Genomic DNA, 16,509 nt, shown 5'->3' on the forward strand with positions numbered 1-16,509 from the left:
TCTCGGAGAGCTCGTAGCGCTCTTCTTGTGCTATATAAGCTCGTGTCGCCGGTAGAACCACGATTTTACTACCTGGACAAGGCCGAGATAGGTTATTGTAAGAACAATAATCGCCGCAATCAGCAAAGGCGGCATCGGGGCGAAGCCCAGGATGGGCCCGATTGCCGTATAAGGCAGCAAAAATGCAATTATGACAATAGCTAGAACGGTTATCATTAATTGCCTACTAGGCCTACTGCTCAGAGGATTGGCGGCTGTTCGTATAACGAAAACTACGAGGGTTTGCGTTGCTAGCGATTCCACAAACCAACCGGTGTGAAAAAGAGTCTCGTTCGCTCGAAAAACGAAGAGCAACGCACCGAAGGTTAAGAAGTCATAAATCGAGCTTATCGGGCCGATAATAACCATAAACTGCCTGATAAAGTGAATTCGCCAGCGTTTTGGTCTGCGCAAAAGGGCTCGATCGACGTTGTCGCTAGGAATGCTTGTTTGCGAGGTATCGTAGAGTAAATTGTTGAGAAGTATTTGCGTGGGGAGCATGGGAAGGAACGGCAAGAAAAGGGACGCAGCCGCCATACTGAACATGTTCCCAAAATTAGAACTTGTCCCCATTATGATGTACTTCATTATGTTAGCAAAACTTCGTCGTCCTTCCACTACCCCGTCATGCAGTACCGCTAAATCCTTTTCGAGAAGGACGATATTGGCCGCGTCTTTTGCAACATCAACCGCGTTAACGACGGATATACCGATATCAGCAGCGTGTATTGACGGAGCATCATTAATGCCGTCACCAAGAAATCCCACAACCCAGCCGTGAGATTTAAGCGCAGTAATTACTCGATTCTTCTGCCCGGGGGACGCCCGCGCAAAGATAGCACCGTGCTCGGCATTGTACGCCAAGGCAGCATCATCCATCGCATCAACTTCGGTTCCGACGACTACTCGATCTGCGGGAAGGCCAACGTCGCGAGCTATCTTCTGGGTTACGTACTCATTATCACCGGTCATAATGAGGACCGAGATGCCGTCTTGAGCCAAGGTTTCAAGGGTACGGTTAATGTCTTCTTTGGGCGGATCAAGAAAAGCGGCAAAGCCAACCAGCGTCTCGTCTTGCTCGTCCTGCTTGCTGTACGCATCCCGCTTTGGAACTGTTTTTTGAGCTACGCCGAGCACGCGATAACCATCCATGCTAAGCTTGCGATAGGTCTCTTCGGCTATACTTAGGCGAGTGGCGTTGAACGGCACTGTTTTGCCGCTGAGCTGTGCGGTGCTGCAAATCTCAAAAACGCTCTCGACCGCGCCTTTGGTTATCAGTAAGCGCTCGCTATTATGCTCAACGACGACCGAGAGCCTTCTGCGTTCGAAATCAAAGGGAATCTCGGCGACCTTAGCGTACTCGTTGATGTCGAGGTTTCCGTGCTTGAGGATTGCGCTGTCCAACGGGCTTTTCACGCCGGTCTCGAAGAAGCTGTTAAGATAGATTATGCGCAGGATACCGTCATCTTCCTCACCTTCTACGTTAACATGGTGTTCGAGAACCACTTCGCCCAGGGTTAATGTACCTGTTTTGTCGCTGCATAATATCTCCATGCTGCCGAAATTCTCGATGGATGCCAGTTGTTTTACGATTACCTTCTTTGAGGCCATGCGTTTTGCACCTTGCGCCAGGGTAACAGAGAGAATGACGGGCAGAAGCTCGGGGGTAAGGCCTACGGCAAGCGCGATCGCGAAGAGGAGCGATTCGAGAATGGGACGCTTAAAAAGAACATTAACCGCAAAGACAAAAAGCACGAGTAATATGATCACGCGTATAATGAGAAAGCTGAAGCCGGCTATGCCCCGGTCGAATTCCGTCTCCGGCTCGCGCTCGGCAAGTCGCTCGGCAATTCCGCCAAATTCGGTAGCGAGCCCGGTATGAACGACTACAGCGGTGGCGATTCCGCTTTGTGCCGCGGTTCCGAGAAATACGCTGTTAGAAGCATCGGTTATGCCATGCACGCCGGGGGGCAGATCGGCGGCAGTTTTCTCTACAGGCAACGATTCACCGGTCAACGCGGATTCCCGCACAAAAAGGTCATTTGCTTCCAGCAAGCGCGCATCCGCCGGCACTAAACTACCGGCATAAAGCTTTATAATGTCTCCCGGCGCCAGGTCTTCGACCGGCAGTTCCCGCTCTTTTCCATCGCGAACAACGGTTGTTGTGAGCGCCACTTGTTGACGCAGGCTTTCTGTAGCGTGTTGCGCCTGAAATACCTGATAGAAGTTAAGCGTTACGCTTAGCACGACCATTGCAATGATGATACTTGCGCTGATTCTTTCGCCGACCGCAAAAGATACAATGCTTGCAGCTATCAAGGCAATGACGAGGGGGTTAAGGAAGAACCGCAAGAATTCAAAAACTGCCGAGAAGCGATGCTCTTTGGCAACCGAATTAGGGCCAACAATCTGCAACCTGTGCTGCACTTCAGTTGTTGACAGGCCTTGTGGCGTGGTGGCAAGCGGTGGCAATAGCTCACCTAACGGTATAATCCAGAAATCGTTTTGTATCTTATACCATGCGTCTGAACGCGGGGCGATGGCGGCAGCCATGTACACGACCTTTTTCTATACATTATTAGCCCACTTTATACCCGTAATTATCAATTACTGCTCACGGGGTTTGAATATCGTGTATAATGCTTAGATGCTTGAATTATTAAAAAGGAATCTATAGATGCTGGCATTCGTATCATCGCTGTTTTTTATCTTTATCGCCGAGATGGGTGACAAAACCCAGCTTGTAGCCCTCTCATTTGCAACTAAGCACAAGGCTTTAAAAGTCATTACCGGCATTTTTATTGCGACGATTTTAGTACATTTGCTCTCCGTTGTTATCGGAGAACAGACCAGTGCCTTTATCCCGATGCAGTACTTAAAAGTGCTCATTGGTCTCTCGTTTATCGGCTTTGGTATCTGGACGCTGCGAGGCGATACCTATGAAGAAGGGGAAGAGAAGAAACGCAGATTTGGGCCGGTTATGACCGTCGGCGTTGCATTCTTCCTGGCTGAGCTTGGCGATAAAACCCAGCTCGCAACGATATCCCTTGCGGCTCAGTATCATTCATTTATACCGGTCTGGCTAGGCTCCACATTTGGGATGGTTATCGCCGATGGCTTGGCCATCATCGTTGGGGTACTGGCGGGCAAGAAGCTGCCGGAGAAGCTCATTCAATACATCTCAGCCGTCATCTTTATTGTCTTTGGCATAGTGACAACTTTTGAAGCAATTGTCTAAGAGCAGCACGTCAAATGGTAGCGGAACCCAATTCTCTAGAGGTCTGCCGTATTAATGAAAAGCGCACGATTTCGGCGGGCTTTACTGAATATATACCCATGAGCTTCCGAGCGTATTCGACTTGCGCACGCACGGCTTACTCGTCTACAAGCTGTTAGTGAACGCAAAAGGAAGAAATGCAACCAGAACCAACATCGGGAAAAGACTCGCCTTGTTGAAGTAGGAAGAGGCCTGCATGGAAGATGGATTCAATGCTAATTTAATAGAAGGCGTTCCCATCGACCACACAGTAATGGCTAGCCCCACAAGTTTAGCGGTCAATGAAATCGGCAAAACCACCGATGAGGCTACCGTTAGCCAAGCCCCGATAAGAATCATCGTAGCCGAGGTGCGATTGCCGAAAACGCTGGCAACCGTTTTAAGACCGATGCGCCGGTCGGAGTCGACATCTGCCAGGTCGTTGGCTAGATTGCGCCCGGCCACCTCCCATAAGGCCAGGAACAAGAAAAAGTAGAGAGAGCCCCGGCTTAGCGGCGCTACGGCAGCCCAGCCCGCAAGCCCTCCCAGCCCAACCATTACTCCGGTAGCGAAGGTCTTAACCCACGAAACGGAGCGCATAGCGCAATAAAGCGTTTCGAGAACTACGCACCCAAGGAAGATCCATGCGCACAGCGGATTGAGTAGATACGCAAAAAATGCGCTAACAAAACCGGTTCCCAAAACCCAGCTTAGCGCTGCCACAAACGAGAGTTCTCCGCGTGCCAGCGGATGCTTAAAGACGGCCACCCCGATATCATGTTTGTCCCGTTCTGCTTTGCCGGCTTTGATCGATTTACTGTCAACCTTGTAATCGAGTAGATCATTCATTGAAAAAACCGCGAGGTAGCCTGTAGTTGCGGCAATAAGCCCCAGGATAATAACGCGGAGGCTTGGCATAGCGCCCAGCGCGATTATCGCTCCGAGAAGAGGCTGAGACAGCGAGAGCAACGATTGATAGCTCCTGGCCAGGTCGAAAAAGAGCGAAAAGTAACCAAGCTTCCGGCTCGGTTCGGGCGCAGTTTTCATCTTTCCTCCACGTTGCGATAAGCACGGTCTTGTACTTCTATACCCGTGGGATTCGAGTCTGTAACGACTACAGGCTTAAGCATCTAACGTCTACCCGGTGCGTTGCTTAACCTCAATGGTTACCGGGTTTGTTGCTAAGCCGCCTTATGTGGATAATGCCGTTGATAGTGATAAACCGTACACCTATCAGGTAACAGCGGTAACCGACAAAGGCGTTGAGAGTGCTAGATCGATTGAGGCTACGGCTACGCCTAAAGCTAAAGGTCCGCCTACAACAGTTATAGAACCGGGGAACACAACCACTATAAACCAGAACAATAGCACTAACATAATAAACAACACGACCAATAATACGGTGTTTGTTGATGTTTTGAACAACGCCTGGTATACCACATATATAACGGAGCTGGTTTCAATTAATGTTATTAGCGGCTATAACGATGGTACCTTTAAGCCTGATGAAGATATTACGAGAGCCGAATTCGCCAAGATGATTTGCCTGGCTACGGGCTGGGATGCGAAAGCAACGAGAATGTCGTTTCGCGATGTAACCCAGGGCCACCGGGCATGCACGTATATCGAATCGGCAAAAGCTCACGGCGTAATAACCGGTTATCCTGATAGAACATTTAAACCAAACAACTCAGCCACCCGGGCAGAAGTATCAAAAATTATTGCTTTAGCAATTAATTAACAGAGTGTCTGAAGTCGATTAATAATATTGTGATAAAAACACACAGAACTTGCAGGAAGGGGCGTTAAGCCCCTTCCTCTTGCAATAAAAAGGCTAGCTATAGGTCTGTGACCTCTGCCGTGTGAAGGCAGCGCTATCGCACATGGACACGCAAGGAGCGTTTCTTATGACAATTCCCTGTTACAAGTTTTCTTTCGTAAGGCAGTGCAGAAAATTAAGCAAAGTGACGATACCTCAACACTATAGAGCGCTTATACCGGGAAATGGAGTTCCCGGGCACCTGTCTCAAGGAGGAGACCATTATGAAAATTGCCGGCTCTAGCTTTACAATGCAAGCACAACACACGTATATCCAGAAAGACGAGCAGCATGAAAAGCTTAGAACATGGGTGGATGCAATGCCGCCGCATACCGAAGAATCACCTGCGGCCGCATTGCAGGCCGGCAATGCTGATGGTTACATCCTTGAGTTAAAAGCAACCGAGACAGCCGCTTGGCAGTCGCAGCAGGCACACGCTACAATGCCGGAAGAGTACCAGGACATTAAAACTAGAGATGATCTCAAAGCTTTTCTTGTCGAGCGGCTGCTCGAAGCACTTACAGGGAAAAAGGTAACAATCAGGCACATCGAAATGCCCGATAAGACTGCAGATTCAGCATCTGTAAATCCTCAAGGCGCGGTATCCGCGCAGGGTCAAGCCGAGCAAGCGCAGCAGAAACAGGGTTGGGGCGTCGAGTACGACCGCACCGAATCATACGAAGAGAGCGAATCGCTCGCAGTAAGCGTCGAAGGTGTCGTAAAGACGACAGACGGTAAAGAGTTTAACCTCTCGGCCGACTTTACTGTAAGCCGCAAGTTCGTACAAGAAGACGTCATCAGGCTGCGTGCCGGTGACGCAAAACTCGTCGATCCGTTGGTTATTAGTCTCGACGGTGCACCGGTGCGTCTAACCGAAACCAAATTCAAGTTCGACTTCAATGCGGACGGCAACCAGGAACTGATATCGTCACTGAATTCCGGTAGCGGTTTTCTGGCAATAGATAAAAATAAGGATGGCGTCATCAACGATGGCAGCGAGCTCTTCGGGCCGACGACAGGCAATGCCTTTGCGGAGCTTAAGAGTTATGATGACGACGGCAACGGATGGATCGACGAAAACGACGTTGTCTTTAAAAACCTGCGGATATGGTCGAAAGATCCACAAGGAAACGATCGGCTGGCCACGCTTAAAGCAAATGATGTCGGTGCCATTTACCTCAACAGCATAACTACACCATTCACCATAAAAGACAGCGCAAATTCAACGCAAGGACAAGTTGGTAATTCCAGCATATATGTCACGGAGCACGGCAAAGCAGGTATACTCCAAAACATAGATTTCGCCGTGTAACGATTCTTTGCGCGTTCGCAGAATCAAATGCCAATATATCCCATAAATTACCAGATTATGCTAAAGTTGTGATGCTGAGAGCCGATAAATGTACTATAGACAGTGCAGTAACCCCGGGGTTCGAAATAAAGATGAAGGCGGGGGAGATTGTACCGCCACCCGGGGCTGCACTTTCTTTTTTAGAAAATAAGAGGGCGCCAGCCCTCTTATTTTTGCTTCAATGAGTATGCTTGCCGCACCGGGCGCAACAGCATCATTTAATGTAAGAATTAAGTGCCGTTTTATGCAATAAGATCTTCGAAACCGTGTCGTGGTTATGCTCCCGGCATTTGTCAGTGCACACCTGGACCAGGTTTTACTTATCAGCTTTATTATTCTGCGTTATATTAGATGAAAGTAACATAGTAGGTGAAAAGTATGTCGCGTGTGAGCCTCACGCCGCAACAGTTAAATACGCTCGATGCGATATCCTCCGCATCACCGGAGTATATCTATATTTTCGGCAGGGATTTGAGTTATCTCTATGTAAGCAAATCCGGAGCGCGAGCGTTTGGGCTTGAGCAATCGGATATTATCGGAAAATCGTCGCTCGATCTGGGTATTCCTATTGAGACTATGGCGTCTTTTAACCGGCAGGTCGAACATGTATCTGAGACCGGTATTGCGATTATCGGCGAAGTAGAGCTACAGACGGTTGTCGGTATAAGAGAATATAACTATACTCTCAAAGAAGTCTCACTGGATGGGGTTAACCCCGTAATTGTTGCCACTTTTAGCGATATTACCGAACAAAAACATCTTGAAGATGAGTTGCGTGAAAGCGCGAACCGTATACAATTATTGCTGGATTCCACCGATGAGGGTATTTACGGTCTCGATGTTGATGGCTTCTGCACGCTGTTTAACCGTGCTGCAGCCAGCATGACCGGTTTTACCGCTGAAGAGGTGCTCGGTAAAGACCTGCACCACCTCATACATCATAGCCACAGTGACGGTTCACCGTATCCGCTCGATGATTGCCCAATTGTTCGCTCATTCAGAGCAGGCGGCGGCACCAGGGTCGACAATGAAGTGTTTTGGCATAAAGACGGCTCACCGTTTCCGGTCGAGTATTCATCCTACCCGGTTATTGAACACGGTGAAGTAAAAGGCGCGGTTGTAACTTTTACCGATATTACAGCCCGTAAAAAAGCCGCCGAGCTTAGCGATGCGCTCAATCGGATTAATAATATGATTATCTCGACTTTTAACGTTGACGAGATCATGCAAACCGTTACTGTCGAGGCGGCACGAGTGCTCGAGTCCGAATCGGCGGTTCTTATGTCTCCCGAACAGGATTATTGGGTCGCGCGGTATACATACGGCACAGTGCCCCAGGAGCTAGTGAGCGCGCGTATTCCCGCCGAAGAAGCTCAAGCATCATATCTGGTTTCCAGGACGCACGAACCGCTCGTAGTCAATGACGCCCCTCATGACCCCCGGATTAATAATGAGCTCGCAAAACGCTTTGGCGTCCGCTCGGAGATTGTAGTGCCGCTTATGGTGCGCGACGAGATAATGGGGGCAATTTACTTTCATTATTACTCGACAGCGGTCGAATTTTCTGACGCACAGCTTGATTTTGCCAGACAGCTTGGCTTATCGACATCGCTCGCACTTGAGAACGCCCGGCTTTATGAGGTTGAGCGAAACATCGCCGATACGCTTCAGGACGCTCTTTTAACTATACCGGCTAGAATGCCGAATCTATCGTTCGGGCACCTGCACCGGTCGGCGACAGAAGCTGCGAAAGTGGGCGGTGATTTCTACGACCTTTTTAAACTCAAAGACGGGATAACCGGCATAATTATGGGAGACGTTTCGGGCAAAGGGTTAAGCGCGGCTGCGGTCACATCGCTGGTTAAGAACACAATCAGGGCATACGCGCTTGATAGCTTTTCTCCTGCTGAGGTCATAGCGAAAACCAATGACGCAATTTACCGCGTCATCTCCGCAACCTCGTCGTCATTTATAACGGTGTTTTTCGGCATGATAACACCTGCTACCGGTCGCTTTGTCTACTGCAACGCGGGTCACCCGCCGGCGATTCTACAGCGCCGCTCCGGCGGTATTGAGCTCTTAAGCACGGGGTCGCCGGTTATTGGTGCGTTTGATGACCTTAGATACGATGAGGCAGAGACTTCGCTTAACGAAGGAGATATTCTGCTTCTCTATACCGATGGGGTTATTGAAGCTCGCTGTGACGATGGGTTCTTCGGCGAAGCAAGACTTCAGAAACTCATGAACGGTATGGAATTTAGGCCGGCGCCGGAGGTTGCTCAACTCGTATTCAGTGAGGTCATGCAGTGTACCGGCGGGCGCTTGTCCGATGATCTTGCATTGTTCGCCGTCTCAATTCAGCCAAGCTAGTTCGCTTCTGTTTTCTTACAGAAACGCGACCTACCCTTTCCCCACCATTCATTTAGATACCTTCGTTTCTAAAATGCTCGAAATGGTTATTATAAACTGAACTCTCAGTCGTTGAATGATTCACATTAGAACGGTTTGCCGATGAACATGTCCAAAGGCTTGCTTGCCACAATACTAAAAATAATCGTTATCTGCGTAAATATAGTTGCGGCACTGGCGCTGGTTATATTTGCTTCACTCTTTGTAACCAGCCCGAAAACGGCTAATAACCTTGCGAGCTCTTGTATCTCATGCAAAAAACCCAACATAACTCTGGCCCGCCAGCCCATTTTTCGAAGCCGTGGGAGGATGACGGTAAAAGACTGGGAGGTGATGCTTTCACCGTCATCGACGGAACCCGTTATCGTACCGGAGCTGAAACCAAGCGAACAACAACGAATGGCACTCGCACGTGTAAATCACTATCGGGCACTCGTCGGTCTTGCCCCGGTTACGCTCAATAAGGATATTAACCGAGCATCGGAGTCGCACGCAGAATATAACGCCCGCCATAGCCTCTCGGGACATACTGAGAAGCGCAGTAAAGACGGGTACTCGGGGGCGTGGCCGTGGGATCGGATGGAGTGCTTCGGGTACGATAAATTCACATACGCCACGGAGATTTGTAGTACGCGCTGGGCGGAGCCCCAATTTCTTTTGTCTATCAATCCAAACTGGGCGGTCGATGGCTGGGTGGATACCGTGTACCACCGGTTTCCGATTCTAAGCCCTGACGTATATGAGGCGGGATTTGGGGCACGCAGAACCGTTACGTGCGTTTCCTATGTTATGGATTTCGGGAACCCCGGTTTTGCCGATAAAAAGACCATTGTTTGCTACCCGGTGAAAGATCAGCACGATGTACCGGTTGAGTTCACGGGGGATGAAAAGCCGGACCCGCTTCCCGGCCGTAGCTACCCGGTCGGCTATCCGATTACGGTAACATTTAACGACTACAGAGATATTGTCATCACAAGCGTTGCACTCACGAACGAATATGGTGAGAGTGTCGAATCGTATTACATAACGCCATTTTCAAATGAGTATATCCGTGAGTCATTGGCGATCCTTCCTAAAAAACCGCTATCCTACGGTGCGACATACTCTGTTTGCGTGTTGGGCGTTGCCGATGAAGAACCTGTCAATTTGACCTGGCAGTTTACAACCACAAAGCAATCCCGAAACGCAATTCCTTAAAAAAAACGGTTTTGCGACATAATGAAACTCGCTATTCATATATTGTGCGCTCCTACGTATGAGATATCTGTTTGCTGCGCTTCATTGCAAAATGAGTTTATCGCTTCCCATCAGCTTAGATTGCGAAGAGCTAAGTTCCGCGTCGGGCGTGGTACAATGAGATATATTCTATTGTGAGGGGATACAAGTGAGCGAACGCAAATTATACGATATATCGGTTCCTATTCGTCCGAAGATGCCGGTGTGGCCGGGCGACCCGGGGTTTCAGCGCACGCTATACCAGTCGTTTGAGGAGGGCGGTTCGTATGAAGCCTCGATGATTCGAATGGGAAGCCATACGGGCACGCACATCGATGCTCCGGCTCACTTCTTGCAAGGCGGCTCGACAATTGATACGGTGCCGCTTGATAAATTAATCGGTAAGGTTATCGTCGTTCAGGTAGATGTGCCTCAGGAGATAACCCGGTCACATATTGAATCGCTTTACGTTGAAGGGTACGAGCGAATACTTTTTAAGACCCGCAACTCGGCGCTTTACCAGAGCGATGAGTTTACCAGCGATTTTGTTTATCTAACGCTTGGTGCGGCGCAACACCTGGTCGATCTGGGCATGAAGCTTGTCGGCATCGATTACCTGTCGGTCGGTGAGTACCACTCCGGGGCAGACGTACACCAGACGCTCTTGGGCAGCGGCGCCGTAGTTTTAGAGACCATCAACCTGGCGGATGTACCGCCCGGCGAGTATGAGATTATGTGCTTACCGCTTAAGGTACAAGGCTCGGACGGTGCGCCGGCACGAGCTGTTTTGTGTGAACTGGGTTAGCAACGCAGCCCGCCTAAGCGCTTAGACGTTTACGCATGCATCTGCTTTTCGAATCGATTACGCAAAAACACCGAAACTGCATTCATCGATAGCAATACCGCAAGCAGGATAATAATCGCCGCTGCCGCCAGGTGGCCGTAGGCTTCCTGCGGCCTGGTAACCCAACTATAGATCTGAATAGGCAGTACGGTAAAGCCATCCATCGCGCTCTTTGGCACGAATGGTACAAAAGCAAGAGCCCCAATCATGATAAGAGGGGCCGTCTCACCGATAGCCCTGGACATCGTTAAAATCGTACCGGTGAAGATACTCGGCATTGCTGCCGGGATTACTATGTGTCTAATAGTTTGCCATTTCGTAGCGCCCATTGCCATAAAGCCGATTTTAAGTGAACTCGGCACGCTTTTAATGGCTTCGCGGGCCGCAATAATCATTACCGGAAGAACCAGTAGGGTCATAGTGAGTGCCCCGGCCAGGACGCTTCTTCCCAACGCCATTGCACGTACAAACGCCGCAAGCCCCAGAATGCCGTAGACAATTGAAGGCACACCGGCAAGATTGGCAATATTAATATCGATAATTGCCATCCAGCGGTTCTTTGGCGCGTATTCTTCAAGAAATATGGCGGTGCCAACACCGACGGGGAAGGTGAGAAGCGCTGTGATTGCGGTAACCCATAGCGTACCCGCGAGTGCGGCTAGTATTCCCGAATTGGTCGGGATAAATGACGGGAAACTCGCCAAGAAATGCCAGTTCACCCACGATGCACCCTTGCGAACAATATCTATTAAGAGTGCAGCGAGCACTACGATTGCAACCGCGCATGAAAGTAACATCAGGCCGTGAAATATGGCGTTCTTTATGCGGCGGCGTTTGAGCCGTTTGAGCGCAGCGGTATCTGAAATCATTCGTATACCTCCCTGTAACGGCGCGTAATAACTTGGCCGATTACGTTTATCGCGAGTGTGATTAAAAAGAGCAGCATTCCGACCGCAAAGATGGTCTGATACTCGATTGTGCCTTGCGGTGTGTCGCCCATGCTTATCTGAACGATCGATGCCGTCATTGTCTGGACGCTTTCCATCGGATTGAGTGTGAGTTTTGGCGTTGATCCCGCGGCGAGCGTCACGATCATCGTCTCGCCGATGGCTCTGGATATCGCGAGGATAAACGATGCGATAACGCCGGATAGTCCGGCCGGCAGGACTATCTTGCTTGCGACCTCGTAATGGGTTGCCCCAAGTGCGAACCCTGCTTCCTTAAGTGACCGCGGTACCGATGATAGCGCGTCTTCACTTAACGACGAGACCGTTGGGATAATCATAATGCCGACAACGATACTGGCGCTTAGTGCGTTAAACGTGCTTAATGACGGGATAAATGTCTTCAAAAGCGGTGTTACAAACGTGAGCGCGAAATATCCGTAGACGACGGTTGGAATTCCGGCGAGAACCTCTAAGAGCGGCTTGATCACCTTTCTAACTTTTTGATTTGAATAGATGCTTAAATAAATCGCGCTTGCGAGGCCGATCGGCAGCGCTACAATGCTCGATCCCAAAAGAATTATCGTCGTTCCCGCGATGAGCGGCCAGATGCCGAAGTGCTGGTCGGCAAAGAGCGGAGTCCACATAGTGTCAGTGAGAAATTTAGTGATCGGAACAACTCTGAAAAACGAGACCGACTCGGTGAGCAGCGACAGGATAATCCCGATTGTTGTAAACACTGATATGAGCACGCAGCCGAGCAGTACCAGATAAACTCCGCGCTCTCGAATGTTTCGCCAGGTTATTGTACGTTTAGGCGATTCAATCGCCGTTGCAAATTCAGCGGTGATTTGCTCTTCTGGTATATTTATAATATCAGCTGGTTGGCTTTGAGCTTCTTCAAAAGCATCCAACTTCATCACTCCTGGTAAGTTGAAAGCAGCATAGCATCACCGGCGAAAGGGCCGGCGATGCTAATAATCTGCATATTTGAATGTCAGATATTCAATCTAGTAACGTGCTTTTACCTATGTGACAGGCTATTTTACCGCGTTAACCGCATCCTGGGTTTTTTGGTAATCTGGCTGGTTCAGCGGCACATAGCCAACTTGTTGTACAAGGCTTGCGCCATCGGTCAGGTAGAACTTTACGAACTCCTTGACCTCAGGGCGTGCGAGCGATTTTTTGTTTGCGTAGATGTAAATCTGACGCGAAAGCGGTTTATATGTATCGCTCTTGATGGTTTGCTCGCTCGGAGCAACAGGGCCGCTGCCGGCATCTACCGACAGCACCTTTAGCTTGTCTTCGTTCTGCTTGAAGTAAGCGTATCCAACATAACCGAGAGCGCCTTTGTCGCCCTCAACACCTTGAACGATTACGTTATAGTCTTCGCTCACTTGGTAGTCGGTCCTGATGGCCTTCTGCTTACCATTGATCGTTTCCGTGAAGTAATCAAATGTACCGTGCGCGCTGCTTGGGCCGTAGAGCGTGATTTTATCCGCCGGCCAACTCGGGCGAACATCTTTCCAGGTTTTAACCTTGCTGCCCGGCTCCCAAATCTTCTTAAGCTCAGCCGTAGTGATTGATGATGCCCACGTATTATCTTTATTGACGATGATTGAGATGCCGTCATACGCGACCGGTATCTCTAGGTACTCGATGCCGTTCTTTTGCGCCGCCGCTTTTTCCTCAGCCGAGATCGGCCGCGATGCGTCACTGATATCGATCTCGTTGGCGATGAACTTCTTAAAACCGCCACCGGTGCCCGATGAACCAACAGTAACACTTACGCCGTTGTTCTGTTTCATGAACTGCTCGGCGACCGCCTCGCTGATCGGCAGTACGGTGGTTGAACCGTCGATTTTTACCGAGCCTGATAATTGTTGTGATGTTTTTTTGGCGTCACTTGCATTAGTTGAGTTTTGTGACTGGTTATTCGAACCGCAACCTGTCGCAACCAGCGCGACCAAAGCGATAACAACCATTACTAGTACAGTTTTGCTTTTCCCCGGATTCCTCGACATTAATCCCATGTAACCTCCTGTGATTTCTCGGTGCGAGATTTATTAGGGTGCTATGAGCACCCAATTACAGGATACGGTGCAAACCGGGATGTGTGGTGAAAACGGTGTAACCATCGTGTTAAATATTTATGACATCATTATTCGGATCATGCCGGTTGGATAGGAAAACCCACAGTGAAGGTACTTCCAATGCCCAGAGTGCTTTCAACATTAATAGTTGCATTATGGTTTTCAGCGATATGTTTAACAATCGAAAGCCCCAAGCCGGTGCCGCCGGTCTCCCGGCTTCTCGCCTTGTCTACCCGGTAGAAGCGCTCGAATATCCGAGGAATCTCACGTTGCGCCAGCCCGATGCCGTCATCAGCAACCAGGAAGCGGACGCGGTCATTATCCTGTGAAAGCATTACCTTGATTGTACCGCCGGATAACGTATACCTGATTGCGTTATCGACAAGGTTTCGCACAAGTGTTAAGAGCTGGTCTTTATCCCCAATTACCGGCGTTAGTTTCTGAGGAATATCGAATTCGAGCGTTAAGCCCTTATCCACAGCAAGTTCTGAAAAGCTTGAACCCACTTCGCGAACCAGCTCTCGAAGATCAACCGGTGATGCTGTGATAGCCTCATCGGAACGTTCAAGTCTCGACAAATCGATAAGTTCACGGACCATATTGATAAGCGTGCTTAGCTCCTTGTCGAGGCGCTCCGCAAATCTTTTGCTTGCCACAGGGTCTGTTTCGATGCTCTGGCACAGCGTTTCAGCCAGCAATTTCAAGCCGGTTAGCGGTGTTTTTAGCTCATGTGAGACGTTAGCAACAAAATCTTTTCGCAAGCGCTCCACGTGCTTCTCTCGTGTGATGTCTTTAATAACAGTAAGTACCTGGTGGTCACCGCTTATGCCGGTAACCGGTAATGCCCTTAATCGCAGTTTTATAAATGGAACGCTTAGCTCCACTTCTTCATTAACTTCTCGCCTCGATAATAGCGCTTCGGTAATGGCCGTCTCGATCTCATGATTATCGATTACTCGTGCAAGCGGTGCGCCGATAACGTTCTCCTGCGTGAATCTGAGAACACGTTCCGCGGCTGGATTGGTAAGAACGATAACGCCGTCTTTGTTTATCAGCACTATACCTTCAGCCATGTTATGCAGTATGTGCTCGGCCTTTGCTTTCTCCGTTCTCAACTCGTTAATCCTGTCCTTTAACTTCATGGCGAGGTTATTAAGAGATTGCGATAGCTCTCCCAACTCGTCACGAGTGTTGATTGAGAGTTGTTGCTCAAAATCATCATCGGCCATGCTGCTCGCCATATTCATCATCTGCCTAAGGGGCCTCGTAAATGAACGGGCCAGGATGGTACTCACGGCAATTATCACAAGAGTTGCCAGAAATGCGATAGCGGCCATTATCATGCTTAGCTTATTTATTGCAGCAGCTATATCAGACAAGGGAAGCGCGATCCGGATGACCCCGTTACCTTTTTCCGCATTCGTATACGGGATGGCAACGTAGAGCATTGTATGGCCGACGGTGCTGCTATAGCGCTCGCTAATACCGGTATTGCCTCTGAGGGCCTGTTGAACTTCCGGGCGCTTTGCATGGTTTCCCATGGTCTTCGGGTTAGCCTCGGTATCGGCGACCACTACGCCGTTACGGGTAATGAGGGTAATTCGCGCGTTCATTTGGCGGCTTAGTTTTTGCACGAGATCATTGGTTTGATCGCTTGCAAATCTTCCGGCACTGAGCGAATCGACCGCCACTTTTACGGTATTGGCTTCAGATATAAGCTGGTTCTTAAAGGTTTGCGTGTATGAGCTTTGCACTTCAAACCTGATGATAGCGCTGATGATAAACAGGCATAAAGCGGTAAGCAGGGTGTAGCTGATAACAAGCTTGTTGTTTATTCGCATTGGGCTTTCTCCGCGACCTGGAACTTATAGCCGAGGCCATGGACGGTCTGAATATAGGAGAAGCGGGAATTTTCTTCTATTTTGTTGCGAATCCTGCGGATGTGAACGTCAATCGTGCGACTTGATGTGTAAAATTCGTAGCCCCATATGCGCTCAGCCAAGTCCTGGCGTGTAAAAAGGACGCCTGGTTTGGAAGCGAGCACGTTTAAAAGCTGAAATTCTTTTAAGCGCAAATGCACAGAACGGCCGTTTACCTCGATGGTATGGTGCGTCAGATCGAGTTTTAGATCGCCGACTTCGATTGCCGCTGCCGCCGCTTCATCGCGAAGCGTGCGCTTGAGGTTTGCCCGTATACGCGCAACAAGCTCTTCAATGCTAAACGGTTTAGTAATGTAATCGTCGGCGCCGACGCTGAAACCTTTGAGCTTACTTCGCTGGTCTTCAAGCGCCGTTATCATGATAATCGGGACATGTTCGTCGGATTCGCGCACGCGCCGGCAGACGTCAAAGCCATCGATTTCGGGCATGAGCAAATCGAGGAGAATCAGATCGGGTGCTGCCTCTTTGATTATCGCCAGGCCTTGCATCCCGTCTTCGGCGGTAATCGCATCGAATCCAGCCCCTCTAAGGCTGTATTCGAGCGTTTCTCTAATCAGTGGGTCATCTTCGATTATTAAAATTCGAGCCATTTTTCACA

At 49.5% G+C, this 16,509-nt stretch carries 13 protein-coding genes; 6 read left to right on the forward strand and 7 right to left on the reverse strand.

What is annotated here, in order from left to right; translation table 11 throughout:
• Nucleotides 1-30 precede the first annotated feature (30 nt).
• The gene (gene mgtA, locus VGK02_01335) at nt 31-2,592 is read right to left on the reverse strand and encodes a magnesium-translocating P-type ATPase (protein HEY3373693.1); all 2,562 of its coding nucleotides are present in this window, start codon (nt 2,590-2,592) and stop codon (nt 31-33) included.
• 124 nt (nt 2,593-2,716) lie between these two features.
• On the opposite strand from mgtA, the gene VGK02_01340 reads away from it, so the two are divergent.
• The gene (locus tag VGK02_01340) at nt 2,717-3,277 is read left to right on the forward strand and encodes a TMEM165/GDT1 family protein (protein ID HEY3373694.1); all 561 of its coding nucleotides are present in this window, start codon (nt 2,717-2,719) and stop codon (nt 3,275-3,277) included.
• 144 nt (nt 3,278-3,421) lie between these two features.
• Here the strand turns inward: VGK02_01340 and VGK02_01345 are convergent, their stop codons facing one another.
• Nucleotides 3,422-4,342, reverse strand: a complete 921-nt coding sequence (locus tag VGK02_01345) for a UbiA prenyltransferase family protein (GenBank protein ID HEY3373695.1) — start codon at nt 4,340-4,342, stop codon at nt 3,422-3,424.
• 148 nt (nt 4,343-4,490) lie between these two features.
• Here VGK02_01345 and VGK02_01350 point away from each other — a divergent pair, with 148 nt between their 5' ends.
• From VGK02_01350 to VGK02_01370, 5 genes are all read left to right on the forward strand, one after another.
• Nucleotides 4,491-5,036: an S-layer homology domain-containing protein gene (locus tag VGK02_01350; GenBank protein ID HEY3373696.1), complete on the forward strand. Its 546-nt coding sequence runs from the start codon at nt 4,491-4,493 to the stop codon at nt 5,034-5,036.
• A gap of 302 nt (nt 5,037-5,338) precedes the next feature.
• The gene (locus VGK02_01355; GenBank protein ID HEY3373697.1) at nt 5,339-6,427 is read left to right on the forward strand and encodes a hypothetical protein; all 1,089 of its coding nucleotides are present in this window, start codon (nt 5,339-5,341) and stop codon (nt 6,425-6,427) included.
• A gap of 417 nt (nt 6,428-6,844) precedes the next feature.
• Nucleotides 6,845-8,836 carry a SpoIIE family protein phosphatase gene (locus VGK02_01360; GenBank protein HEY3373698.1) on the forward strand — a complete coding sequence of 664 codons (1,992 nt, stop codon included), beginning with the start codon at nt 6,845-6,847 and terminating at the stop codon, nt 8,834-8,836.
• Nucleotides 8,837-8,977: 141 nt separating this feature from the next.
• Nucleotides 8,978-10,072, forward strand: a complete 1,095-nt coding sequence (locus VGK02_01365; protein HEY3373699.1) for a CAP domain-containing protein — start codon at nt 8,978-8,980, stop codon at nt 10,070-10,072.
• Between the two features lie 187 nt (nt 10,073-10,259).
• Nucleotides 10,260-10,895 (forward strand): cyclase family protein, encoded by a 636-nt coding sequence (locus VGK02_01370; GenBank protein HEY3373700.1) that lies wholly within the window; start codon nt 10,260-10,262, stop codon nt 10,893-10,895.
• A gap of 29 nt (nt 10,896-10,924) precedes the next feature.
• Here the strand turns inward: VGK02_01370 and pstA are convergent, their stop codons facing one another.
• The 5 genes from pstA to VGK02_01395 all read right to left on the reverse strand — a co-directional run bounded on the left by pstA (nt 10,925) and on the right by VGK02_01395 (nt 16,501).
• Nucleotides 10,925-11,803 carry a phosphate ABC transporter permease PstA gene (gene pstA, locus VGK02_01375; protein HEY3373701.1) on the reverse strand — a complete coding sequence of 293 codons (879 nt, stop codon included), beginning with the start codon at nt 11,801-11,803 and terminating at the stop codon, nt 10,925-10,927.
• Nucleotides 11,800-12,792: a phosphate ABC transporter permease subunit PstC gene (gene pstC, locus VGK02_01380; GenBank protein ID HEY3373702.1), complete on the reverse strand. Its 993-nt coding sequence runs from the start codon at nt 12,790-12,792 to the stop codon at nt 11,800-11,802. The genes pstA and pstC overlap by 4 nt, the downstream gene beginning before the upstream one ends.
• Before the next feature lie 126 nt (nt 12,793-12,918).
• Nucleotides 12,919-13,911, reverse strand: a complete 993-nt coding sequence (locus VGK02_01385) for a PstS family phosphate ABC transporter substrate-binding protein (protein HEY3373703.1) — start codon at nt 13,909-13,911, stop codon at nt 12,919-12,921.
• A 137-nt stretch (nt 13,912-14,048) separates the two neighbouring features.
• Nucleotides 14,049-15,812 carry an ATP-binding protein gene (locus tag VGK02_01390; protein ID HEY3373704.1) on the reverse strand — a complete coding sequence of 588 codons (1,764 nt, stop codon included), beginning with the start codon at nt 15,810-15,812 and terminating at the stop codon, nt 14,049-14,051.
• Nucleotides 15,803-16,501 carry a response regulator transcription factor gene (locus VGK02_01395; GenBank protein HEY3373705.1) on the reverse strand — a complete coding sequence of 233 codons (699 nt, stop codon included), beginning with the start codon at nt 16,499-16,501 and terminating at the stop codon, nt 15,803-15,805. The genes VGK02_01390 and VGK02_01395 overlap by 10 nt, the downstream gene beginning before the upstream one ends.
• Nucleotides 16,502-16,509 lie beyond the last annotated feature (8 nt).

The organism is Candidatus Aquicultor sp., assembly GCA_036504445.1.
Lineage (GTDB): Bacteria > Actinomycetota > Aquicultoria > Aquicultorales > Aquicultoraceae > DASXVE01.